The following is a 25,507-nucleotide window of genomic DNA, read 5'->3' as shown; positions in this document are numbered from 1 at the left end:
TCAAAAATAATCCTCAGTATGAACCCTACTTTTACCACTTTTCAAGATTTCAAAAAACGCTATCCAATTGAGTTTAGGGAGAAAGGTACGTGGTTGGGCAGTGGAACGTACGGCAAGGTGTTTAAAGTAGAAGACCAAGTAGAAACTGAATGGGTGGCCATAAAAATAAGCGAATATCGTCAAAACGATACCAAATCACTCAAAGCCGAAGTAGAACTTGCTCAGAAGGTTCCCCGTCATGCTAATATTGCTCGCTATGATGCATGTTACCGTCTCGAAACGGATACTGGTGTCAGCGATTTTGCCGTGATGAAATACTATCCTGATGGTAATTTAGCTGATTTACTGAAACGCAATAAACTCTCTGATAAAGAACTCCGTGACATTATACAAGGTATCCTTGAGGGACTGAAGCATTTGCATCAGCAACGAATTGTACACCGTGATTTTAAACCTGCTAATATTCTGATTTCAAGAGGACAGAATGGTCGATTTGTAACCAAAATCGCTGATTTTGGCCTTAGTAAACTCGTTAGTCAAGACGAGGTAGATAGTTCTGATTTTGATTTGAGTGATGGGCGTGGCACACCTTCTTACAAAGCCCCCGAACAAATTGAAGGCGGGAGGGTGAGTTTCAATTTGGACCTGTGGGCATTTGGGGTAATTTTGTACGAAATGCTCACTGGGGAAAAACCCTTTAGTGTAGGCACGCAATCCAGTGAACCTACGCTTCGCCGTGAAATTGAACGCAAAATTACTTCGGTTCAGCTTCCTGACCGTCTCCATACCATACCTGAGCCTTACCAAGGGATGATACGGAGGTGCTTGGTTAAAGACATTAGGCAGCGCGTACGCAAAGCCGATGAATTGTTAGAGTTATTAGACAAACCACTTATAAATTCGCCACTACCATCCAAAACTATTGAAAAGCCAAGTGTTTTGCCTGCTGACGCCACAGACGTTTATGTAAAGCCTAAGCGCAAAGTACAGGAAGCCCAGACGGATGTGTATTCCTCGAAAGTCGTTGTTAAAAAGCCGGAAATTCAGTCCAAATCTAAAAATATGTGGTTTTGGGGATTGATTGGGGGCGTGGCAATAGTTCTATTAGGGATTGGGTTTTTCCAAAAACAAGTAAACCAATTAGATGTTAGACAACCACACATAAAAAATGCGGTAGAAACAACGAAAAATGCTGATAAACAGGTCAGTAAATCTGAAAGTTTGCCGAAAATAAAGCCTGAAAAATCTAAAAAAGTGCTGGTAAATGAATCTAATAATCAATTAGACCAACAAAAAGAGTTAGAGCAAAAAAAGAGAAGATTGGAGGAGAATGAAAATCAGAATAAAGCTGCTATTGCCTTAAAAAAACAACAAGCTCAACAGGAGTATGATGATTTGATTGAGAAGGGAATGCTTGCCATAAACAGCAGTAATAATAAGGGCAATGCAATTGCTCAATTCAATCATGCAAGTCGGTTAGCTGAAGCCGATGAGGTTGTTACCACCAAAGCTGCAAATGCTTACGCCATTTATTTGGCAAAAGGCGACCGCATTTTTGCTAATGGAGAATACGAAGGAGCAAAGGCTTGGTATAGGGTGGCCCAGTCGCTCCGAAATACCGAAGAAGTACGACGGAAAATCAAAGAATGTGACGATAATTTATAATTATGCAAAATTTACTTTTACTTACCTTCATTTTTGTGTTGTGCGAGCGTTCATGCTTCGCTAATCCTCGCGTTTCCGATTTTACTACTGGCATAGTAGCTATGGACGAAGAGTACGACCGTTATAAAAAACGCGGGGATGATTTTTTTGTTCAGGGGGATTACTCCAATGCGCTCAAACAGTACCGTAACTGTCTTGAAGTACCTAATTTTGACAATGACCCTTACGCCAAAGGGCGAATTACTTTAGTGACTAAACTAACAAAATTACGAGATGATGCAACTAAATTGCTCAACGAAGGAAAAGGTGAAGAAGCTGTTGGTTTGTTGAAACAAATTTTGGACGAAAACCCTAACGACCCAGTTACAAAAGTCACTTTGACTGATTATTGGTCTGACGAAGCCACCAAATTATACGCCCAAAAAAACTATATTGAAGCAAAAAAACGCTACCAAGAAGCTTTGAAATATGCTGCTAAACCCGACTTAATTCGGGTACAGATTCAAAACTGTGATGAGTTTATCAAAGCCCAACAAAAACCAGAAACACAGGCTCCTGTTGTACAAGAAAAGGCTAAAGTAGAAACCCCTGTCCCAGTTCAAAATCCTGTAACTACTACAAAGCCAACACAAGACAAGAAGGATGTGGCTGTAGAGCCTAAAAAAGAGAGGGTAAAAAAAGAAACAACGCCTCCAATAACTTTGAGGCAGACTCCTGCCCCCAAGCGACGTATTATCCCCAAAATTTTAACGGCAGTAATAGGTTTAGGTGCAGGAGGCTATGCCTACCTACTCAACAACCAATACCAAACAAAACTCAATAACCTCAATAGTGTCTCCCAAACGACCGATCCCGACGGCGACAACGTGATTTTGACACAATCTGCGTTTAATCAATGGGAAATTTCTTACAAAGACGTCAAAAGTTTTCAGAGCAATAAAACAACTATGAATGCTTGTCTGGGAGTGGCAGGTGCGGCGGTTGTTGCAGAAATTATCCTTTTTGCTTTGCCTAAACCTAAAAAACAAACGGGTTTCCATTTTCACCCTACCACTAAAAATGTAGGGCTGGCCTTACAATATCGTTTTTAAGCATGCAAAAGGCACTATTTTATTTGTTCTTGCTAATTTTGACGGGCTGCAAATGGGCAGACCCCACGCTCAAAACGCTCAAAAACTGCCAGAAGCCAACCGCGATAACCGCCACTCCAAATGTGGTCAATCCCAGACAATATACATTTGTTCTGACGGGTACAACTACTGACCTATCTTTTCCCGTTACTTGGAAACAAGGCACAACTACACTCGGAACAAGTACTACTGCTACTTTTGGCTATACCTTTGGAGCAGATGGGAACAATATTATTACTGCCGAAATGACAACGGTATGTGGAGAGAAAGTGACGCTTACGATTAATGCCACAATAAAAACCTGCGTATCGCCTACTGATATCAACATCACGGCCAGTGCACTTGATTTTAAAAATTTGTTATTTACGCTTGTTACAGATACACCAGCCGATGTAAAAGTAATAATATGGAAATTAAGAGCTGGGAATAATTTACTAGTTGAAAAATCATTAAGTATTGCAGAACCATTTATATATACAGTTCCTACTGGAGGTGACTATGTTGTTACTGCAGAGATTACAACTATTTGTAACGAACGAAAAATATTGAGCAGAGATGTAACCGTAAAGTTATGCGCAGTGCCAACAAAAATAGTAAACAATAGTAACACTAATAACATATACACCTACTCATTAGCTACAACCGCACCGTCTGACATCAGAATCGTGACTTGGAAGGTGTTAAACGGGAGTAATACCTTGGCGCAAGAACAACTAATGGGAATTAGTCCATTTATTTTTACTTTTACCACGACTGGCAATTATACAATAACGGCAGAGGTAGAGACAGTTTGTAATGAGAAAATAACCTTTAGTTTGAATTCAAATGTACAAGTGCAAGTCGTGACAGAAATTTGGGATAAAACATTTGGAGGAAACGACCGTGATGAGCCGTATGCTGGGATAGTACCTGTTTCTGGTGGTGGTTATTTAATTGGGGGATTCTCAAAATCGAATGTATCGGGTGATAAATCTGAAAATGGGAGAGGAAATGAGGATTTCTGGGTTATAAAAATAAATTCTAACGGCACAAAGCAATGGGATAAAACCTACGGTGGAATAGGTGTCGATGTGATGACGAGCATTGTTGCGACTTCAGATGGTGGATTTTTGTTGGGCGGATATTCAAATTCTGATGCCTCCAGAGAAAAATCAGAAAATAGTTATGGAAGTTTTGACTACTGGTTAGTTAAAATTGATGCTAATGGTCAAAAACAATGGGACAAAACACTTGGAGGGGGAGCAGATGATATTTTGACAGGGATTGGCCTTGCCCCAGATGGGGGATTTGTATTGGGAGGAAGTTCAAGCTCAAGTAGTTCAGCCCTGAAATCAGAAAACAATAGAGGGATTTCGGATTATTGGGCAGTAAAAATCAGTGCCACTGGTCAAAAACAATGGGATAGAACATTTGGGGGTACAGGTTCCCAGTCGATGACAACATTAGCTATTGTTTCTGATGGGGGCATTTTGCTTGGAGGATGGTCTACTTCTAATGTGTCAGGAGATAAATCAGAAAATAGTCGGGGAGGTTGGGATTATTGGATAGTTAAACTTACTGGTAATGGCCAAAAACAATGGGATAGAACATTTGGGGGGGGGCAAGATGATATTTTAGAAGTAATATTACCTACTACAGACAGTGGTTTCTTATTAGGAGGAACTTCCCCTTCAAACAACTCTGGAGATAAATCAGAGCCGAATAGGGGGGGAGCTGATTTTTGGCTTGTAAAAATCAATTCTAATGGACAAAAATCAGTGGACAAAACATTTGGTGGTGCGGGTATAGATGAAATGTGCTCCATTATAGCTACTTCTGAGGGTGGTTTTTTACTTTCGGGAAGTTCAACGTCTAATTCCTTTGGAGAAAAATCAGAAAATAGTCGTGGCAGTAAAGATTTTTGGATTTTAAAGATTAATTCAAATAATGAAAAACAATGGGATAAAACCTTTGGAGGTGTAGGTGATGATAATAGACCAAAGATTATACCAACCTTAGAGGGAGGGTTTGTTTTAGGGGGATATTCTGACTCCAACATCTCTGGCGAAAAATCCGAAAGCAGCCGTGGTAGCCGCGATTATTGGATAATAAAGATAAAGTAATCAAGTGGTTTTTAAAATCTTTTTAGCTTGTTGACAATATAAATGCTGCGGATTACTTGCTATGCGTTTCAACAGGGTTTGGGCTCGACTTATTTGCCCTTTCTTTAAATAAACCAACGCTACATACCACTCCGCTTTCTGGCGGGTACTGCGTGTAGGAGCGGACTTAGAAAGATTTTGTAGAGATTCAAAAGGTAAAGATTTGTATTGAACGTCAGTCATCTCTTGCTCCGCGAGTGCCATAAATTGATGCTCATTTTGGGACGTATTATAATTCAAGCCCCACCAGCTTACACCTAATATTACTATAATAGAAGCTGCAGCACCCCAAGTTTTCCACTGTATTTTGCCCCAAAATACAGTTTTTGTTTGTGATAGTTGCTCCGTTTGGGTACGTTTTTTTGCGTTGAGAAGTTGTTTCTCAATAGCCAGCGCTCGAAGCCCTAAGCGAAGTTTTTGCTGAGTTTCAACTTCTACTTGCAACGAAGTATCTGTTTGTATGTCAGCTTCAAAGCTTCGCCTGTCAGTTTCTGAAAGCCGATTTTGAAGGTATGCTTCTATACGTTCGAATTGAGCGACATTCATTTCTTTATTTGTGTCAGTTGTAGGTAATTTTTTTTGAGTTTCTCGGTGCAATCGTAACGTTTTTGCTTGGTCGAGGATTCTTTTATTCCCAACTTTTCGGCAATCTCGCGCAACGAAATATCATCTATATAAAACCACTCAATCAATTGGCGGCAGTCGCCTTTAAGCTGGTGCAATGCCGCACGTACTTGGGCAATTAACTCTCCGAGTTCGAGGTCTTTTTGTAAATCGGTGTCATTTGCGGGGTCATATAGAGTGAGGGTAGTTGCGCGAGTTGTCAAACGGCTCGAAGCTAATTCATTGAGCCAAATTTTTTTACAATAATCAAATACAACTGTTGTAATTTTAGTACTTACTTGGAACTGATATTTACCTGTTTCGAGGTTTAATAAGAAATTGAGCAAACCTTTCTGAAATGCATCTTCGGCGTCCATTTCAGAGCCATTATTACGTCCGACCCAATGCCTAAAAGTGCTAAAGAGCTCGCAATACAGATAGTCATAAGCCCATTCTTTTCGCGACACCAAGGCTTCGTAGAGTTCAAATTGTGTAAAATTTGTAGAATATTTGGTGGGCATGGATTGAAGAACATTTGTGCCGCCAAACATACGTAAAGTTTGTTTTAATCAAAAAGGGTTGTTACTCGATCGTTTGGGTACGTACGTTTTCCTGCCGTTTTCGTTTACATAATACTGTCCACCGCGTGACCCTGTCTGGATGGTTTGACCTTGACCGTAATTGAGTGCCTCTGACGAGTAATCTTGAGCTCGTGTACCCGATTGGAGCGTATAGGGATTGGTATTACCTTGAGTAGAAAAATTATCTATGTTAGTTGCGTTAGACTCGGTTTTGTAATGACCTTGTACATAAGTACCGTTGCTCCTTTGGTATCCTTCCTGATATTTGACGTTGGGATTGGTACCATAAGGGTTGTTAATACTACTCGAAGAGCGAATTGTGCGTTGGGTGCTGTAAGGATTATACAACGACTGGGCGAACGATGTAATTGACACCAAAATTGTCAGAAGGAGCGGAAGAAGGATTTTGTTCATCGGAATAGTTTGTTTTAGATTAATTTCCCTCTTTAATCAAAACATACAGAAAAAGGTAAGTCAATAATTTTAAAAAAGATTTGAATATTTGAATTGGCGCCAAAATGAGTATTCCAGTAAGAATTTAAATCGCAGGGCTTTGTTCAATTTCATCGGAATAATCAACTAAGCTTGCCCCCCCGAAAACCTGTCCAATACTTGGGGATTACATACTGTTTCCTAATGAATTTTATGTTGAACAAGAGGCGCATCAAAAGAGGGGAAGTAATCATAATTCTTTAACAGGTATGTTCACAAAGGTGGTTACATTCCTTTTGTCAGTTAAGGTCTTGATTGACACAGTAACGGTTACCGATAGTATGATACAGCTGTAGGTAAATCCTTTTGAAGTAGGCGGCATTATCAAATTAAACCATTCATACCTGTTCAAGTACAGTTTAGAAACACCCTGCAATTAACCGTTCACTCAATTTAATGCCGGTTTCTAGGAATAGCGGTTATGGAATTTTAGCTTAGTGTAAAAAATTCATAATCAGGGTGTTAAATATATACATGTATGAAAAAGTTTCTGCTTACTTTAATGGTTGTGGCCATGACTCAAATAGTATCGGCACAATCTATCACGTTATCTCCCAGTAACCCGATCAGTCCAACGCAGGGAACACTGGTCTATGACAGTGGACTCAATCAACTTAAATATTGGAACGGGACGGCATGGATACCTCTAACGGGAGGTGGGACAGTGGGATGGAATCTCACCGGAAATGACCTCTATAATACCAACGCAGGGAATGTTGGAATTTTAACAGGTACTCCAAGAGCGGCTTTCAATATCGCATCCGGCAAGACCGTTTTGTTCGGGACGGACACGTCAGGGGCAGGTAATAAACTGATTTGGTATCCTGCCAAAGGGGCATTCAGAGCCGGAGTCAGTATTTCAGATCATTGGGACTATTCAAAAGTGGGGTATTATTCTACTGCTTTGGGAGGAGGTAATACCGCAACTGGGAATTATTCTACCGCTTTAGGAGGCAGTACGACCGCCAGTGGGAACTTGTCTACTGCTTTGGGAGGAAGTAACACCGCCTCGGGCGAGCTCTCCACGGCAATGGGCGGATTTACATTGGCCAATGGCGGGTATGCAACCGCTTTAGGAAATTCCACGATCGCAACCGGCTACAGTGCCACTGCTATGGGCTTTGCGGGCGTTGCCTCCGGCAATCATTCCACCGCTATGGGCTATAATACAAGGGTAAGCAGTATTAATGCTACTGCAATGGGTATCAATAATATAGACAGCCCGAATGCACTTTTGATTGTGGGTAACGGCCTATTTGACAATGAACGTTCTAATGCATTAGCCGTATTCAGTGACGGGAAGATGGTTTTAGGGAATGCAACTCCTCAACAACGACTGCATGTGGTAGGAGGTGGTTATTTTTCCGGGTCGGTCGGTATTGGGGTCACCAATCCGATTGCCCCGCTGCATATCGGAAGTTTTTCCTCATTGAATGAGACCAATACGCGCTATTTCAGTTATGGAACAGGGGGGACGATTCCCGTCTTACCCAACGGAGCCTACAATGTTGGCTTGCTTGTGGAGGCCGATATTGTCACTAAAAACTCGTTTGTGTCTGCCCAGACGGCGACTACTTCGGATGCCCGTCTCAAAACCATCACCGGAATATCGGATTCGCAAAAAGATCTGCAAACCTTACGGCAATTAAAAATTACTGATTATCACTACAAAGATGTAGCGGTTTGGGGGAAGCAACGTTTTAAAAAAGTCATTGCCCAACAAGTGGAAGAGGTCTTTCCACAGGCCGTACGCAGGCAAAGATCAGTTATTCCGGATATATATATTTTGGCAGAGAAGATTTCATATAATGAGCCCGCCAAGGAGCTCACTGTGAGTTTACCCAATGATTATGGTTTAAAAGTGGGTGATAAAGTGGAGTTGGTTCATCAAAAACAGGGGAAGATTCTCGCAGAGATTATATCTTTTTCCGGAAATGATTTCACCGTAGGTAATTGGCTTTTTGCAACAGATAAGATTTTTGTATTCGGGCGTGAAGTGGATGATTTCAGAGTCGTGGATTACGAGGCGCTTTCGATGCTTGGGATCAGTGCCATACAACAACTGGCCTCGGAAGTGGATTTGCTGAAAAAACAACTTTCTGAAGTGAGTTCCCTTAAAAAACGGCTGGATGCACTGGAAGTAAGTTTACCTTCTGCCCCGGCCATGAAGCAACATTCGGAATATTAGAGAGAAATACTGAAAAGTTAATTCTTTGTACTATTAAAAACAACTGTTTTTATCATGAGTAATCTAATCAGACAACAAACATTTAAACGACTTTCTACGGTCGGAACAACACACATCTGGCAATTAAAAGCTGCTTTGGATGCATCCGCCTTTTTTTACGAAAGTGCACTGTCAGTAGATGCAGACGGTGCTCCGAAAGCTTATGGTCCACGCGGCCTGCCAGGCACCTTGGATAATCTGGGCAACGCAGGTCATCCGGGAAATTGGTGGGGAATAGTAACTGACAAACAGGGAAATCCGATTCAACAAAACGGAATACCGCCGCAACAACCTTACAGAGATTATTATATTTCGCCGACAAGTCTGATCAATTTAGGATATGTTGAGACAGACGTACGTCGATATGCCGATGCGACGGTCATTCCTTATTTGGCTCTGCCGCCCGCTTATTTTCGTGTAACGGGATTAAAAATAGGTGATTTGGCTTTGGTTATTAACGGAATTAACGGCAGATATACTTTTACTATATTTGCCGATTCTAAAAATAAGCCCACTTTAGGGGAAGTATCCATTTGTAGCGCAGTGGCTTTGGGGGCCCCTGCCGACCCGCGCCATGGCGGGCTCAATAAAGGTATCATTACGTTGGTATTTCCAGGGTCAGGGATTGGTCAGGGATGCATTCCGGATGCACAGGCTATTAATGTGGCCGGTCGGGGACATCTTAAACATTTCTCCAATTTCAGAGATAAAGAAAATAAACTGTTGACGGCATTTCCTGAATATCCGTTATTTGCCAAAGCACTGACCGACGCTGGATATATACGCAGAGAATAGGGGATGGAATCAACTTTTTTAAATAATTATAAAAATAGCTTCAGCAAAAAAGACCACACATCTGCTGTTAACTAATGAATTTTATGTTAAGCAAGTTTATTAATTCGTTGATTTAATAAATATATACTTATCTAATCCACCTTTAACTATACTGTCGTTTTGGATTCTACTTACATATAAATATGCTATACTATTTTTCTCGTCCGGTACTATAAATTTTATCTCTAATTGCATCCCTTTATCTGTATGAATATAAAAACGCCCTTTCTCTTCGGTTTTATCAGTTTTGGCCACTCGATCTCTATAGACAACCCTATTGTCTTTTTGAAAATATATACTATCTAAACCTTTGTGAGGCTGTGTCAACGTCCACCCTGACCAAGTACGGTTAAATAACTGATTCGGCTCCACTGCTACCGTTTCCTTTCCTTGAAAATCTACCTCACCAACTTTACTCCAGGTAGCATAGGTATGAGCATTATAGCTGTCATTTTCAATCATAGTTCTTCTCTCGCATGAAAAAAGCGAAATCAACAGCAAGTAGATGCTCAAAATCAGGTTTTTCATAGTTTTGATGTTAATGTCTAATACCTGTTAACACTCTCAAAGACATATTGAAGTGTCAACTTCCTTAATTTTTTGGCAATTTAACTATTGAAATTAGAACTACGGTTGGCAATTCACATCCAAATTTCCCGTCTCGCAAAACGGGGATTTCTGTGAGACAAAACCCAATGCTGAAAAATCTTCCGAATAGGCCCTTAGAATTGTCGCAACTCATCGTCTCACGAATCAATGTCCGGCTTTGTGTTTTTTTATGAGTTACTGAGACATTTTTAGCTTTTACCCTGTTTGAGGCGTTTTATAAACGGTCGTTTTTGAACGGCCACAAATACTCCGAGGAGTATGATTTTTTTAGGTAACCTATCGGCAGGTAACCTAAACGTATAGTCTGGTAACCTTTTCTTGCCCGATTTCAGGTAACCATAGGTTACCAACGGGTTACTTAAAGGTTACCTTTGGTAACCTGAGGTTACTTGAAGAACCGGATTAGTTAGGTAACCTGATTTTTCAGTGTACCGGAAAATCTTAGGATACCTACAGGTTACCTCAGGATACGTATAGGTTACCTAAGGTTTCGGATGGCAGGTAACCTACATTAACATACCTTTTTTCTAACCTCTGCCAACTGTTTTTAAGGAGTCGACATTACGTTACCCTACTTACGTATTCTTGCGGTATCATTAAGGTATCATTACGTTTCCTTACGGTATCATTACATTGGGAATTACCTGCTAAAACAGGAATGCTTTCGGCCCTTTCCAGATTTTTTATGACAACTCAATTTGCGAAGTTGAGAAATCATCTTTTCCAATTCAGGACGGCTGGCTTTGTTACCAGAATCTTTTTCCTAAAAAATCATTTCGCAGCCTGCTTTGGTGAGGACATCCTATTGCAATTCCAAATTTTAGTCTTTTACGGTCGGTCGTTGACACTCTGGGGTAGCCAACCAACATTTGTATAGGTTTATTCGTTGATTTTTTAAATTAATTATACATTGATTAGTATACAAGTTTATTTTACAAAATGGTCTTAAAAAAGCTTGATTATGGGTACTTGAATGTTTGCTAGAATCCTTGCTCAGTTTGTACAATTAGACCCGCGTTTGTTTGTACAGGACAAGAAGCTTGTATCGTCCTAAAAAATGTTGACCGTTTTTAGTTAATCCTGAAATATGTTTACCGTTTTCTTCTTAGTCCGAATTCAGTTCTGGTTTCTTTCTTCAGTTTAGCAGAATCATATTAATTTATTATATCCAGAAAAATAGACCATGCAGTGGCGGAAGCATTACTGCCGCAACAGCTGATCCCCCATGTAATGTAACGTAATGATACGTAAGGTAACATGGATGTAACGTAAGGAAACGTAATGATACGTAAGGTAATGTAACGTAAGGATACTTAATGTAACGTAATACTGACGAGGAAAGCAGGAAGCAAAAAAAGGTATGATACGTATAGGTTACCTGCCCTCAGAAACCTTAGGTAACCTATACGTATCATAAGGTAACCTGTAGGTATCATAAGATTTTCCGGTACACTGAAAAATCAGTTAACCTAACCGAGGCGGTTCTTCAGGTAACCTCAGGTTACCAGACTATACGTTTAGGTAACCTGCCGATAGGTTACCTAAAAAGAAAGATAGTTATTAGCGTATTTGTGGACGTTTACAAACGACCGTTCGTAAAACGCCACAAAGAATTTAACCTCCTAAATATGTCTCATTAACTCATACTAAAACTGCAAAACTAAACAGCGAGGCGTCAGCATTGATTCGTGACAGGGCACGGTACCGCTGCGGCGACCGTCTACTGCTGCAGGCCGGGCCGTCGCGGGCCTGTGCGGACAAAATCAAGACCAAAATTGAATCTATATATTGTAAATTGCTGATTTGTCAATTATTACTTTCAATATGAATCTTGAAAGTAATTTTAACTGCACTTTCGCTTTAGAGAATGCGGCTTTTTGCTGCTAAACCATTCCCTTCATTTAACTCATGAAAAATTACCTATACACGCTTTCAATTATCCTGGCAGTTATCATTGCCTATAATTTTCCGCAATATTTTATTGAAATCAATGGCTTTAAATTGAAAGGATTGATTGTGCCATTGTTACAAATTATTATGTTCGGTATGGGAACTACCATGAGTTTTGAAGATTTTGCAGGCGTAGTCAAAACCCCAAAAGCAGTGATGATTGGCATCGTGGGTCATTATCTTATTATGCCCCTTTTAGGATTTACTTTTGCCAATCTTTTCAATTTTCCACCCGAAATCGCCGCAGGCATTATCTTGGTAGGTTGCTCGCCAAGTGGATTGGCTTCTAATGTGATTTCTTATATTGCAAAAGCCAATGTGGCGCTTTCAATCACGGTTACGTCGGTTTCTACGCTTTTGGCGCCAATTCTTACTCCTGCTTTAATGAAACTGCTGGGTGGGCAGTTTATTGAAGTTAATTTTTCGGAGATGGTTTGGGAGATTTTTAAAATCATTATTATGCCCGTTGCAGTAGGTTTCCTGATTAATAAACTATTGAAAGACCGGGCGGCATGGCTTCAAAAAATTCTGCCTCTCATATCCATGGCGGGTATTAGTCTTATCATTGTAGTGATTACAGCTGCCGGTCAAAAGGATTTACAAAAAGTGGGTGTTTTGTTAGTGGTTTGCTCGTTGTTACATAACTGTTTCGGTTATTTCTTCGGTTATTGGGCCGGTAGACTTATTGGCTTAAAGGAACAGGATTGCCGAACTACGGCCATTGAAGTAGGTTTACAAAATGCCGGCTTGGCTTCAGGATTGGCAAACCAAATGGGAAAACTCGCCACCGTTGGGCTGGCCCCGGCACTTTTCGGCCCTATTATGAATATTACGGGTTCACTATTGGCGAGTTGGTGGAGTAGAAAGCCGGTAGATAGTGAGCAATTTACTGTCCACTCAAGATAATTCAACGCCAGCGACGGATTAAGTTTAGGCGTATTTTGAAATTGTGAACGAATGCCGGGCAGGTTCTCTCTTTTTATCCACAATGCGCCCAAGCCCGCTATCATACCGAATTTGTCAATTTGTTGTTGAATCCTTCCTGTCTTTTCTTTTTAAAAATAATATTGATGATTCCCGCATTTCCACCTATGACCACATTACAAATGAACGCACATTCTGGACGAGATGCCAAAGCTGCGTAAAATTATAAAACGCGGTAAAGTAAAGAATACAAAAACTGTCTTTGTGACGCCATGGTATATGTTCCCAAATAGGCAGAATAACTGCCAAACGGAAATTTATCGTAAAGTATCCCATTGAAGTATCCGTTTCTTGTGTTTTTCCACCAGCCACACATTAATGCCCGGAAAGTACTTGGCATAGCGTTTGGCTTTTTTAATTCCTGATACACTGAAAGCCGTTGCCAGTGCATCCGAAACCGTTCCGTCGGAGGCGATAACCGTAGTTCTCACATGAAATCGAAGGCCGACTCCCGTTTTCGGATTTACAATATGCGAATACCTAATTCCTTTATAGTCAAAGTAACGATACGTTGGTCCAGAGGTGGCTACCGTAGTGTTAGCCAACTCTAAGGTAGCCAAGGAATCACTGCCGTTTGAAACCACTATTTTCCACCCTTTTGACCCGGGTGGGGCATTCGTAAGCACCACTTTTCCGCCTGCATTCATCATGGCCGATTTGATTCCGTATGAGTTTAAAATTTTAACAGCTTCTTCAGCGGCATATCCTTTCCCGAGCCCGCCTACGTCCAAACGCATCCCCTGTTGAGTGAGTAAAACTTTCCGGGCGGCAGTGTCAATTTTCATTTTTTGAAAGCCGGTTCGGTTCAGTGCATCGGCAATTTCACTTTTGTCCGGAAACGCTCTTTGCCGAACGGCCCGCCGCCATAACTGCACCACGGGACCAAGGGTTACATCAAATGCTCCCTCCGTTTTTAGACTTATTTCTTTTGAAATCCACAAAATTGTTGCCAAGTCTTTGCTGACCGGTACCCATTGCCCCGACCCTGACTGCGCCGACAGTCGATTAATTTCGCTTCCATCGGCATAATCACTCAGTAATTCATTTAAATGTTCGATCCGTTTAAAGGCATCTTGGGAAGCCAATGCTGCAATGGAATCACTGGAAGCATAAAAAACCAGTTTAAAAGGAGAACCCATCAACCCCCTTTCGTAAGTATAGCGTTTTTCCTGCGCTGAGAGTCGGTGAAAAAGGAAAAACAAAATCGTACACAGATAATAGTTATTCATTGAACTGCTGTGCTTTATGATTAAAGATAAAATCGAAAGGTTTACATTTTCCTTTTTTTCTCAATCCAGAGATATAAAGGCGGAATCAAAACAGGGGCAAACAGTAATGTACTTGTCAAGCCGCCGATGATAACCGTCGCTAAGGGGCGCTGTACATCTGAACCGATGCCTGATGAAATCGCAGCGGGAAACAATCCCACAATAGCCACAATCAGGATAGACAGCAGTGCCGTCAGTTGCTCTTTAGAGGCATGTAAAATTTGCTGACTTAACGCTTCCCCTTCCATTGAGCGGGCTCGGTTGATAGCAGACACAAGTAATACCCCAGCCATGACCGAAATGCCGAAAATACTCACAAATCCGACCCCTGCCGAAACATTGAAATAATAGCCGCGCAAAAATAAGGCCACCACGCCGCCGCCAACGGCAAATAAGACACAACTCATGGTCACAAGGGTATGTGCTAAGTTTCGGAAAAGCAAAAATAGAAACAAAAAAACCAACAGAACAGTCAGGGGAATGGTAATGGCAAGTTGTTTACCGGCCCGTTCCAAATTTTCATACTGTCCGCCGTAAATGATGCCGTATCCTTTTGGTAAATGAATTTTACCTTCCAGTTTTTGTTGCAATTCCTTTACAAATCCGCCCTGATCACGTCCGATGATATTAGTGCGTACCGTTGCCATTCGCTTGCTGCCGTAATGGTAAATATTGGTCTGTCCTTCGACAAACTGAACATCGGCCAATTGTCCCATCGGAATCAGCGCACCATTGGCTGAAGGAACCTGTAAATTTTTGATGGCGTCAATGGAACTGCGGTATTCCGGCAAAAAGCGCACGACGATGTCATAACGTTTGGTGCCGTCATAAAGCGTAGAAATTGTTTTGCCTCCGATGGCCGTTTCGATCATGTTCAGCATGTCGGCGACGTTGATACCAAAACGCGCGGCAGCTTCTCTTTTTATAGTAATTGCTAACTGTTCCTGCGCTCCTTCCTGTTCAATATTTACGTTTTCCGCTCCAGGGATCGTTTTGACGATTGCAGCAATGGAATCTGTTTTTTGACGCAGTTTGGTCAAATTCTCACCGACGACCGAAACCGCAAGATCGGCGGCGCTGCCAGTTACAATTTCCATGACCTGATCAATGATGGGTTGGCCGCTCGAAATCTGTACGGCGGGCAGGGCTTGCTGCAAATCGGTTTTAATTCGGGAAACCAGTTCTTTTTTGGAAATGGTATCGCTCCATGATTTATATTCTTTCAGACCGACCAATATCTCATTTCGATTAGCGGGGAAAGGGTCAGTACCGTCATCATTGCGGCCCGTTTGGGTAATTACAAAAGCAACTTGCGGGTATTTCGCGATAATTTGACGGATTTTTGGGGCGAAGCCCGCATTCTCCTGAATAGTAATACCTGCCGGGAAATTAGCCCGTAAAAAAATCGAGCCCTCATCAAGTGAAGGTAAAAATTCAGTACCCAAACGTAACCCAAGCAAAACCATGACCAGCACGAGCGAAAACCCAATCAAAACAGATTTTTTATACCCTTTCAATAAAATTGAAATAAACTTCTCGTAGTAGCTTGAAAGGAATTCCAGTACAACGTTCCGATGAATTTTGATGGGTTTATCAACGTTGTTAAAAGATTTTTGGTAGGCAAACGAAATCAATACGGGAATAAATGTTAGAGCTGCCAGCATGGAACCGATGACGGCAAAAGCCAAAGTCAACGCCATGGGGGAAAAAAGTTTTCCTTCAACCCGAGTCATAAGTAGGATGGGAACATAGGCCAAAATAATGATGGTTACTGAAAAGAAAATCTCCCGCCCCACTTCCTGGGCTCCGATAAGGGTTGTGGCAATGATTCCCCGCTTTCTTTCGTAAAAGGCTGAGGTCTGATATTTTCGGATAAGATGTTCGGCCATTACACAGGCTCCGTCCACAATAATTCCGAAATCAATCGCTCCCAGCGAAAGCAGATTGGCCGGAATATTAACCAGCCGCATCAATATAAACGCAAATAACAGCGAAAACGGGATGGTCAGGGCTACGACCAATGCACTGCGAATACTGCCAAGAAAGAATATAAGTAAAATAACGACAATCGTAATTCCCTCCAGCAGGGTATGTGCCACCGTCTCCAGGGAGTGGTTGATAAGAAAACTGCGGTCGTAAAGGGTTCTGAGCCGGACTCCATCTGGTAGTTCAGTGGCCTCCAATTCATTGATTTTTTCTTTCAAAGCAGCCAATGCTTCACTAGGGTTCTCGTAGCGTCTGAGCAATATAATTCCTTCTACACCGCTGCTTTCGTCCAGACTGTCGGCGGTGACGGTGTATCCTAATACCCCGCTTGGTGGGGGTGGAGTAATCTCAACCGTTGCGACATCACGTACAAAAATCGGGACACCGTTTTCTGACTTTAAGACGATATTCCGAATGTCTTGCTCATTTTTAATGGCCCCGATTCCCCGAACGGCAAAGCTTTGCCCACCTCTGGCAATGGTATTACCACCAGTATTTTGATTATTTGCCTCTACGGATTGAATAACGTCCTGCAACGTCAGGTTATATTTTCGTAGTTTTTCGGGCGAAGTTATCAGGTGAAATTGCTTCAGAGGACCACCAAACGTGACCACATCAGCAATGCCCGATACCTGTAACAACGCAGGCTTGATGACCCAATCCTGTAAATCCCGCAACTGTGCCTTACTAAACGAGGGCGGGGCTTCCACCACGTAGCGAAAGATTTCTCCCACGGCCGTACTTAGCGGAGCCAATTCAGGCGTGACACTCTCCGGCAATTCTACCGTTGCCAGACGTTCAATGACCTGTTGTCGGGCGAAATAATCATCGGTACCGTCTTTAAAGGTAAGTTGAACCACCGACAACCCAAAGATTGTGCGACTGCGACGGTCCAGAACATTGGGTGTATTTTGCAGTGCCCGTTCAATCGGAACCGTTACCTGTTGCTCTACTTCTTCCGCCGCTCGCCCTTCGTATTGAGCCACCACGATCACGTTCGTATCAGCTATATCGGGATAGGCTTCAATTTTGAGTTGCGTAAAACACCAATAACCTACCCCAAGTAACGCTATACTGACGACGATGATAACCCAACGGTGATTGAGCGAAAACGTGATTATTTTTTTGATCATTAATGTACAGAGTTATCCTTTCGGGGGTAAATGAAGGGTAGTAAAAGGCCGAAAATGTTCTTGACAAAGGGGCTATAAAGGCTTGGAATCAATACCCGAAACTTAATCCTTTCAGTTGCATTACTCCTTTAACGGCTACCTGTTGGCCTGCCTGCAAGCCCGTCAGCACAATGATTCGTTGACCGATTTGAATACCTGTCGTTATTTCTTCGCGTTTAAAGGTGTTCTCATTCAGTTTGATAAAGACATAATTTTTGCCTTGAATGGTGACAACGGCCTCCTTACTGACGCTGATGTGCCGACCTTCATTGACGCCAAAGGAGACGGTGGCAAACATTCCGGCTTTTAGTTTTCCTCGATTGTTTTTCAGACTGACCCTCAGTTTAACCATGCGGGTTGTTTGGTCTATCATGTCGGCGACGTCGTCTATTTTTCCTGTAAGTTGTTCATTGGGGAAAGCCGTAAATTCCAAGAGACAACTGCTTCCTTCCTGCACTTTACTGATTTGACTTTCGGGGATATCACAAATAATGTACGCGGTACCGGCCGGAGCTCGAAGTAATTTATGCGGCTCAAAACCTCCCTGTTTCAAAGCCGCTTCATGTTCAATAATAGCGGCTCGCTCATTATTCAGTTCGTTTTGAGAAATTTTTAACTCTGTCTCGGCCATAATCAGATCCGTTTTGGCATCTGATACATCTTTCCCCGTCCCCGCTCCGTTTTGGGCTAAATCTTGGTAACGAGCCAATTCTATCTGTTTTTGTCGGATAACTGCCTGTTTCTGCTCTATGATATTGGCTTTTTGGGAAACATTGATCTGATGTTGGATGAGTGCGGTATAATTGCTCGCCAGTGCCGGATTTTCAAATAAAATAATGTTTTGCGAAGCTCCTTCCTGCGAAGGCATGACCGTTGCCGATACATTGGCAGGTGCACTAATGTCGGCCGTTATCGTATTATAACTCAGTGTTTCCGTTTCAAAAAAAAACGTTGTTTTCTCATTGGGGAGGCGGATAAGGAGACCGCCATTCTGTACAAAAGGCAGGAGATTTTCTTTCCCTTTCTCCTGTTTTTTTTCTGAACAGGCACTGAAAAACAATCCTGAAAACGCGATAAAAAAGAAGATTTTTTTCATTTTATTGTGCCAATTGATGAATGAGACCTGAAGTATAGAGCAATTGAATATAACTTGACCGAAATTGTCGAAGCGTATCGTAATACTGCTGCTGGGTATCCAACCAGCTGCGCTGCGCTTCTAAAAAATCAATAATGGATGTTCCTCCTCGCAGATAGGCATACCGAACTTTGTTCAAAATATCCTGAGATTGCTGCAAAACCTTCGTAAAATCCTGTACGTTCTGTCGTTGGGTTTGGTAGGTAGTATACGCATTTGTCAGCTCCGTTTGCACTTGCCTTCGGGCAGCATCGAGATATTGTTCTGCCTGTTGTTTGAAAAAATAAGATTTTTTGATTTCGCCTTGATTCCTCGAAAAAAACGGTAAGTCAACGGTCCCATAGATACCCAAATAAGGCATGGTATTTTGGGGGTTATAAATAATGCCAAGTTCAGGCTGAGGCAACGCCAATGCCTTTTGGAGTTTGATATTGGTTTTGGTGGCATCAATGGTCGACTCCAAAACGTCCAAATCACTTCGTGCCGAGAGTGCCTGTTGCAGAAGCTCATTAAAAGAGTCAGGAAAGGAGTAAGAGAATTGGTCGGTCGTATCTATTTGAATTTCGTCCTGTGTGCCAATCAATAATTTAAGTTCATTGAGGGCATTTTGGTATTCTCGCTCGGCCGATTTGATTTGCAATAAGTATTGATTGGCCAGTAATTCGGTCCGTACAAAATCGGTTTCTGAAATAACTTCACTTTTCAGGCGCAGCTTATTAATGGTTACCAAGGTATCAATATTTTTTTTTGCCGATTGAAGAATATCGAGTTGCTTACGTTGTGCCCACACATCCAGCCATTTGACAGCGGTGGCTTGAAATAGATTACGCTCCGCTTCGATATATGATTTTTGGGCTACTTGGGCATTCTGCGTCGCGATTTCAATTTTATACTGCCGTTGTTTGGGCAATTGCACAGGTTTGGTCAACTGCCACCATACCTGTCGATTGGAGGCGTTGCTCCACTTTGAGTCGTTGGGATATACCGAAGATTTGACCAATTGCAGCGATTGATTGTTTAAAATCGGATTGGGCCGCAATTGGGCCGTTACAATGTCTGATTCTGCAATATTGATATTGAATTGGTCTTTTTTCAGAAAAGGATTATTGGACTTAGCGGTTTGGAGCGCCCGATGTAATGAAAACAGGGGCTGTGCCGAGACGGACACGGCTCCCAATATCGTGAGCAGAATGAGCAGGAATGTATCGCGGTTGGGCATCACGTTTCATTTGAATGAATAATTGCGGTGCAAAAATCCGATTAATTGCGCTGACGAGTCGTTAGAAAACGAACAGAAAAAAATTAGAATTTTATTAGAAAATCGTTTCAGCCGTGGGGAAGTTCAACCGTGAAGCGGCTGCCTCGGTTTTCAAGGGATGAAACGCTGATTTTTCCTTTGTGGAGTCTAATGATTTTTTCGGTCATAAAAAGTCCGATGCCGTTTCCCTCCGCATACCCCTTATTGTCGCCCCGATAAAAGGGTTTGAAAATATTCATCCGATCCTCCGCGGATATTCCTATGCCGTCGTCACTGAATTGGATACTGATGCGGGCATTGGTGAACGAAATGGCCGCCGCACACCGGTGGTTGGGAGAGAATTTACAGCCGTTTTCAAACAAATTGGCGAAAGCTACCTTTAAAAGGTATTCGTTTCCCTGAACCAGCATTTCGCTATCTTCCTCCGAATCGTTTTCAAAATGAATATCAATGCGGTAATCGGCATTGGCTATTTGTACCTGCTGTCTTGCATCCAGCAGAATTTCGTCAATCCGTACCTTTTTGATAGTGATTTCAGCCGGGTCGTAGCTGGCTTTGGCTAAATCAAGTAAACTGTTGGAGAGTTTAACCAGTTTTTTGGCATCCTGTAAGGTGTTCGCAATAACCGTTTTATATTCTTCGGTGGAGCGATTTTTATTGGCCGACAATTCCAATTCGGCAATAATGGCTGCCAAAGGGGTTCTTAATTCATGAGATATATTGGAAACAAAGTGTTTTTGAGCATCAAAGGAGTTTTCAAGGCGATTGAGCATTTCATTAAAAGTACCCGCCAATTCAGAGAGCTCATCTTTGTTGCCGTTGCCCGTTAACCTTAGATCCAGATTGGTAGCGGAAATGGTTTTGGCCTTTTCGGTCATTTCCGTGACAGGCTCGAATGTTTTTTTTGAAAAAAAACGTCCTGCGATATAGATAAATAAAATGGAAATGATGAAGACAATGGCACTGTTTCTGAACAAAAGAGTCAATTTTTTGTAGCCATACTGGTCATAGGCTACGGCCGTAATAATGTAAATTTTCCCCTGAAACGGATAGCGCAGTCCCACTACCTGCCAATCATTCTGTTCAAACTGTAATTCTCCTTTTCGATAAATATCATGAATCATCTGCTTTGTTTCCTTGACGGCATCAATTTCAACGGCATCATGATACAGCAGATGAAACACTGTATCATAAATAGCCACTTCTACTTCGTTATTTAGGAAAACCCGATTGTTTTTATAAATATCCTGAAGTGTTTGGGTAGTTACTTTTGCGTTGAAATACAGGTTTGCTTTAGTGACCGCCTCTTTTTCTAACGCAACATAAAACTCTTTTTCCCGGGCCTCTTTAGCTGAATAGTAAATAATAGAGGCAAACAACAGCAGAATAGTAGCAGTGATGAAGGTAAACAGCAATGTTATTTTTGTCCTGATTTTCATTCCGCTTTCAAAATAAAGCCCATTCCGGATTTGGTATGGATGAGTTTTTTCTCAAAATCCTTATCAACTTTTTTTCGTAGATAGTTAATGTAAACATCAATAAAATTGGTACCTGTATCAAAATGAGTATCCCAAACTTTCTCGGCAATTTCCACTCTCGACAGCACCCTTTCCGAATTGCGCATCATGTATTCAAGCAATTTGAATTCTTTGGGGGTAAGGTTTATTTCATTTTCCCCGCGTTTGACAATCTTGGTATGCAGATTCATTTCAAGGTCGTCGAACCGTAAAACAAAAACGGCCGTATGGGATGTTTTAGAATTACGCTTCAATAACGCACGAATCCGTGCCGCCAACTCCCTCATTTCAAAAGGTTTGACTAAATAATCATCTGCTCCTGCATCAAATCCTTCTACCTTGTCATCGGTTGTTCCCAAAGCCGTAAGCATAATAATGGGCATGTCGGGTTTTGCCCGACGAATTTCACGACATAAATCCAACCCATCCAATTTGGGTAAAATAATATCTGTAATAATAAGTTCGTAGGAATTACTCAGGGCCAATTTTCTGCCGGATAATCCATCATAGGCTAAAGTGGGAGCAAAGCCCTGTTCTGTCAAACCCCTTTGGATAAGTTCGGCGACTCGTTGGTCGTCTTCAATGATCAGGATATTCATTGGTTCAACTGATAAATCGGTTAAAGCGTTATTTTTGTGCGACTGTTTACCAAAATAATGTTCAGAAAATACGGCTTTCTATTGTTGAATCTATCTCTGCTGCTGAGCGGCTGTTCGCACATACGGCAACGCTCAAGCATTCTCAGCCTTGACCGAACCTACATTATCAAAAAAAATCAGACAGTCTACTCAACGGCTGAAAGTGCACAACTGAAGGCAAAACGATTAACCGTTAATACGCCCGGAGTTTTATACGAACGCAATGATACCTTATTTGTAGAATTTTCAGTCACCAAACTTCCTGTGTCCAACGGGCTGAACAATACCGTTGACCGGTCTGATTCAGGAACCGTTTTTTTTACCTATCCGAATGATTTTTCAAAGTCATCATTTGAACGTACTACTCCTTGGTTCACGTATCAATTTACCTCGTTTGACATTGATTTGTTCACTATTCCCTTTAAATACCGTTTTTCACAAGTTGGATTGCCGGGGCAACTGGTCACCAATACTAATTTAGGAGTCTATTTTGGGATTCGTCACGATATCGGTCAATACCGTAAAATGTTTTTTCAAAGTTTTCGCAGAACAGAACTGCGCTCTTTCAGTTTTGGCGGCGGCGGCTTTATGAGCTTCAATCCCGTAACGCTGAACGATTTTTATACCAACGGAAAAATTGCGTACGAGTATGAGGCAATGGGTTACAGTTATGGATTGGCGGGCATTATCGGGTATAAAGCCCTGACGGTGGGGCTGGCCCTTGGTTTTGAAAACCTGGCAGACCGCAATAATCCCTACTGGATTTATCGGCAAAAACCGTGGTTGGGCGTGACGATAGGGTTGAATTTAAACTGAATTTATACAAATGCCTGAATCTTTGTTTTAAACGTTGACCTACATCCATCCCCGCTTCCTGAAGTAAAATAACAACCCTGCGGCCAGCACGGCCATGCCTGCCAGTGTGTAAAAATACCCGTTGGGCTGACGCAGCTCGGGCATGTTATCAAAGTTCATCCCGTAAATCCCCACAATGAATGTCAGGGGCATGAAGATTGCCGAGTAAATGGTGAGCGTTTTCATGACGCTGTTCATGCGGGAGCTGAGCGTAGAATAGTGAATGTCGATCAATCCCGTCAACAGTTCCCGGTTTGAGTCAATGGAATCAATGACATTGGTGATGTGATCATTTACATCACGAAAGTAGGGAAAAGTACTTTTATTAATGAGTTTGGAGTTTTCGCGTAATCCCTGACTGAGCATATCGCGCAGGGGCCACACATACTTACGCATGAGGGTAAGCTGGCGTTTAAAGCCGTACAGTTGATTGATAGGGTCTTTGTGTTTGGCGGCTAAGATCAGTCCTTCCAATTCTTCCAGCCGTTCGCTCATTTTTTCGAGGATTTCAAGGTAATAATCCACGATAAGATCAACCAGCGAAACCAGCAGATAATCAGCGCCGTTTCGACGTGTTTTGCCGACCGAGGCTTTGATACGATCAATAACAAGTCTGAAAATGTCATTGCTTCTTTTTTCCTGAAAAGAGATGACATAGTTACTGCCCAGAAAAAAACTGATGTGTTCCGCATCAATTTCGCCTGTTTTATCGTGCCAATACAGCATTTTAAGGGATACAAAAACGTAGCTGTCGTTATAAAATTCAATCTTGGGCTTTTGCCGGGTATTCATCACATCCTCCAACAGTAAAGGATGAATGTTATGTAACTGCCCTACGGCTTCAATGACATCAGGTTCGTGAATTCCGTCCACATCCAGCCAACTGACAAAGGGTTTATCATTTGAAATTCGACACTCGGAGATGTCTTTTATTAGGGTTTCTTTATGGTATTCTTCGTTGTATTCAATGAGTTTAATGGTGGTATCCTTGGCTACTTTTGGGCCAATGTATACGAGTGACCCGGGAGCAAGGCCGAATTTGGAATTAACAACAGATGATGTCATGATAATTTACAATTCTATATATAAATATAATATGCATGAGTATTTTAATGATGATATAATTGAAAAGGCCAAAATAAGACAGGAAAATAGAGACGTCTAATGTGGATAGCTCCCAAAAATACGAAAATCAAAATTATGTTATATAGACAACCCGGTTAACAAACGTCTCAATAACAAGCTAATTTATTTCGGAAAGCTACTTATCTGAAAGGAGTAAAATTGTTTAATACTGTAATTTACTCAAAGCAAATTCTTATAATTGCAGTTTCTATATTTCAATTAAACAAAAATTAATTAGTACACATCACCCCATTTTTCTTTACTTCATTACAATAAGCGTTCCCGCAATAATGAAAATACAGCCAATGACCACTTCCAAACTAATCGGTTCTCTTAGCAATATAAACGCCAGAATCAGCGTAAGCGCTAAACTTGATTTGTCAATGACAGCCACTTTTGTGGCTAATCCAGTTTCCAGAGCTTTGAAGTAAAACAACCATGACAAACCAGTTGCGCCTCCTGAAAGAATAATAAATAATAAACTCCTTTTTGAAATATTAATTATCTGCCTGTGCTCGCCGGTGGCGACAACAATACCCGAAGCAATCACTAGAATAACTATTGTTCGAATGGCCGTAGCAATGTTGCCACTAACACCACTAATGCCTATTTTTACCAATATAGTCGTAAGTGCGGCGAAAAAAGCGGAGAAAAGCGCATAGTATTTCCACATGTTGAAAATCAGTTAAAATCAATTGAAAAATAATGAATCCCCATCCGATAGTTGTGAGTAACAGTCCAGCCGTTTAATAAACAAATCTGATGGACAATGGCCAATCCCAACCCCGTGCCCTGCGGTTGATCGGCACTTTTGGTGAACCGATCAAAAAGATGTTCCGAAGGAAAATCCAACGCTGCGCCGGGATTACTGATGATGAATTGTTGCTCACTTAAAAAAATGGCTATTTCACTGAGAGAAAAGGTATAGCGCAGCGCATTGGAAAGCAGGTTTGAAAGCAGTACATCACATAAATATCTATCTGACTTTACCTGAACGGGACTCAGGGTTTTGTTAAGAGTAATGCCTCGGACCGAAAACAGTTCCTCCATTTGCTCCAGATGTTGATTAAGCAGCTCATCTACGTAAATGAATTGCCTTTCGGAATATACTTGATTATCTAATTTTGCCAGCAGCAGTAGGTTTCTGTTCATTTTACTCAGTCGCTCTACCCCCGACTTTGCCTGTACAATATAACGTGCCATTTCTTCACTGACCTCCAATTGACTCATTCGGTCCAATTTGGATTGAATAATTCCCAACGGAGTTTGAATTTCATGCGAAGCATTCTCCGTAAATTCCCGTAGTGCCAAATATTCGCGGCGACTGCGCTCGGTGA

At 41.7% G+C, this 25,507-nt stretch carries 20 protein-coding genes; 7 read left to right on the top strand and 13 right to left on the bottom strand.

Annotation, left to right across the window (positions count from 1 at the left end):
* Positions 1-18: 18 nt before the first annotated feature.
* Genes NCI00_RS28255 through NCI00_RS28245 form a run of 3 tightly spaced genes read left to right on the top strand, consistent with a single transcriptional unit; the run spans position 19 to position 4,897 of the window.
* On the top strand, positions 19-1,665 hold the full coding sequence (locus NCI00_RS28255) for a serine/threonine-protein kinase (protein WP_256498328.1): 1,647 nt from the start codon (positions 19-21) through the stop codon (positions 1,663-1,665).
* A 2-nt stretch (positions 1,666-1,667) separates the two neighbouring features.
* On the top strand, positions 1,668-2,756 hold the full coding sequence (locus NCI00_RS28250; RefSeq protein WP_253533192.1) for a tetratricopeptide repeat protein: 1,089 nt from the start codon (positions 1,668-1,670) through the stop codon (positions 2,754-2,756).
* Between the two features lie 2 nt (positions 2,757-2,758).
* Positions 2,759-4,897, top strand: a complete 2,139-nt coding sequence (locus tag NCI00_RS28245) for a hypothetical protein (protein WP_253533191.1) — start codon at positions 2,759-2,761, stop codon at positions 4,895-4,897.
* Here the strand turns inward: NCI00_RS28245 and NCI00_RS28240 are convergent, their stop codons facing one another.
* From NCI00_RS28240 to NCI00_RS28230, 3 genes are read right to left on the bottom strand one after another with little or no spacing between them, the layout of a single operon-like run.
* Entirely contained in the window at positions 4,898-5,482 is a 585-nt protein-coding gene (locus tag NCI00_RS28240) for an anti-sigma factor (protein ID WP_253533190.1), read from the bottom strand.
* Positions 5,479-6,090: an RNA polymerase sigma factor gene (locus NCI00_RS28235; protein ID WP_253533189.1), complete on the bottom strand. Its 612-nt coding sequence runs from the start codon at positions 6,088-6,090 to the stop codon at positions 5,479-5,481. Before NCI00_RS28235 ends, NCI00_RS28240 begins: the two co-directional genes overlap by 4 nt.
* Positions 6,091-6,108: 18 nt before the next feature.
* Positions 6,109-6,534, bottom strand: coding sequence for a hypothetical protein (locus NCI00_RS28230; protein ID WP_253533188.1), 426 nt, complete (start codon positions 6,532-6,534; stop codon positions 6,109-6,111).
* Positions 6,535-7,090: 556 nt separating this feature from the next.
* Between NCI00_RS28230 and NCI00_RS28225 the strand changes: the two genes are divergently transcribed.
* The gene (locus NCI00_RS28225) at positions 7,091-8,800 is read left to right on the top strand and encodes a tail fiber domain-containing protein (RefSeq protein WP_253533187.1); all 1,710 of its coding nucleotides are present in this window, start codon (positions 7,091-7,093) and stop codon (positions 8,798-8,800) included.
* A 54-nt stretch (positions 8,801-8,854) separates the two neighbouring features.
* Complete coding sequence (locus NCI00_RS28220) at positions 8,855-9,634, top strand: hypothetical protein (RefSeq protein WP_253533185.1); 780 nt, start codon at positions 8,855-8,857, stop codon at positions 9,632-9,634.
* A 99-nt stretch (positions 9,635-9,733) separates the two neighbouring features.
* Here NCI00_RS28220 and NCI00_RS28215 read toward each other — a convergent pair whose 3' ends face one another.
* Complete coding sequence (locus NCI00_RS28215) at positions 9,734-10,201, bottom strand: hypothetical protein (protein WP_253533183.1); 468 nt, start codon at positions 10,199-10,201, stop codon at positions 9,734-9,736.
* Between the two features lie 1,989 nt (positions 10,202-12,190).
* On the opposite strand from NCI00_RS28215, the gene NCI00_RS28210 reads away from it, so the two are divergent.
* The gene (locus NCI00_RS28210; RefSeq protein ID WP_253533181.1) at positions 12,191-13,138 is read left to right on the top strand and encodes a bile acid:sodium symporter family protein; all 948 of its coding nucleotides are present in this window, start codon (positions 12,191-12,193) and stop codon (positions 13,136-13,138) included.
* A 335-nt stretch (positions 13,139-13,473) separates the two neighbouring features.
* On the opposite strand, the gene NCI00_RS28205 is transcribed toward NCI00_RS28210, so the two are convergent.
* The 6 genes from NCI00_RS28205 to NCI00_RS28180 all read right to left on the bottom strand — a co-directional run bounded on the left by NCI00_RS28205 (position 13,474) and on the right by NCI00_RS28180 (position 22,151).
* On the bottom strand, positions 13,474-14,445 hold the full coding sequence (locus NCI00_RS28205) for an FAD:protein FMN transferase (RefSeq protein WP_253533179.1): 972 nt from the start codon (positions 14,443-14,445) through the stop codon (positions 13,474-13,476).
* 41 nt (positions 14,446-14,486) lie between these two features.
* A complete protein-coding gene (locus tag NCI00_RS28200; RefSeq protein WP_253533176.1) occupies positions 14,487-17,603 on the bottom strand; it encodes an efflux RND transporter permease subunit in 3,117 nt (1,038 codons plus the stop codon).
* Positions 17,604-17,691: 88 nt separating this feature from the next.
* On the bottom strand, positions 17,692-18,738 hold the full coding sequence (locus NCI00_RS28195) for an efflux RND transporter periplasmic adaptor subunit (RefSeq protein WP_253533174.1): 1,047 nt from the start codon (positions 18,736-18,738) through the stop codon (positions 17,692-17,694).
* 1 nt (position 18,739) lies between these two features.
* Entirely contained in the window at positions 18,740-19,996 is a 1,257-nt protein-coding gene (locus NCI00_RS28190; RefSeq protein ID WP_253533171.1) for a TolC family protein, read from the bottom strand.
* A gap of 107 nt (positions 19,997-20,103) precedes the next feature.
* Positions 20,104-21,474, bottom strand: a complete 1,371-nt coding sequence (locus NCI00_RS28185; protein WP_253533169.1) for a HAMP domain-containing sensor histidine kinase — start codon at positions 21,472-21,474, stop codon at positions 20,104-20,106.
* A complete protein-coding gene (locus tag NCI00_RS28180) occupies positions 21,471-22,151 on the bottom strand; it encodes a response regulator transcription factor (protein ID WP_253533167.1) in 681 nt (226 codons plus the stop codon). Before NCI00_RS28180 ends, NCI00_RS28185 begins: the two co-directional genes overlap by 4 nt.
* A gap of 57 nt (positions 22,152-22,208) precedes the next feature.
* On the opposite strand from NCI00_RS28180, the gene NCI00_RS28175 reads away from it, so the two are divergent.
* Positions 22,209-23,006 (top strand): hypothetical protein, encoded by a 798-nt coding sequence (locus tag NCI00_RS28175; protein ID WP_253533165.1) that lies wholly within the window; start codon positions 22,209-22,211, stop codon positions 23,004-23,006.
* 39 nt (positions 23,007-23,045) lie between these two features.
* Here the strand turns inward: NCI00_RS28175 and corA are convergent, their stop codons facing one another.
* The 3 genes from corA to NCI00_RS28160 form a co-directional block, all read right to left on the bottom strand.
* Positions 23,046-24,110, bottom strand: coding sequence for a magnesium/cobalt transporter CorA (corA, locus tag NCI00_RS28170; RefSeq protein ID WP_253533163.1), 1,065 nt, complete (start codon positions 24,108-24,110; stop codon positions 23,046-23,048).
* A gap of 319 nt (positions 24,111-24,429) precedes the next feature.
* Complete coding sequence (locus tag NCI00_RS28165) at positions 24,430-24,843, bottom strand: EamA family transporter (RefSeq protein ID WP_253533161.1); 414 nt, start codon at positions 24,841-24,843, stop codon at positions 24,430-24,432.
* An 8-nt stretch (positions 24,844-24,851) separates the two neighbouring features.
* A partial coding sequence (locus tag NCI00_RS28160; protein ID WP_253533159.1) for a sensor histidine kinase occupies positions 24,852-25,507 on the bottom strand: 656 nt, incomplete at its 5' end.

This window comes from Runella salmonicolor, assembly GCF_024158025.1.
Taxonomy (GTDB): domain Bacteria; phylum Bacteroidota; class Bacteroidia; order Cytophagales; family Spirosomataceae; genus Runella; species Runella salmonicolor.
This window is presented reverse-complemented; position numbering and strand designations above follow the sequence as displayed.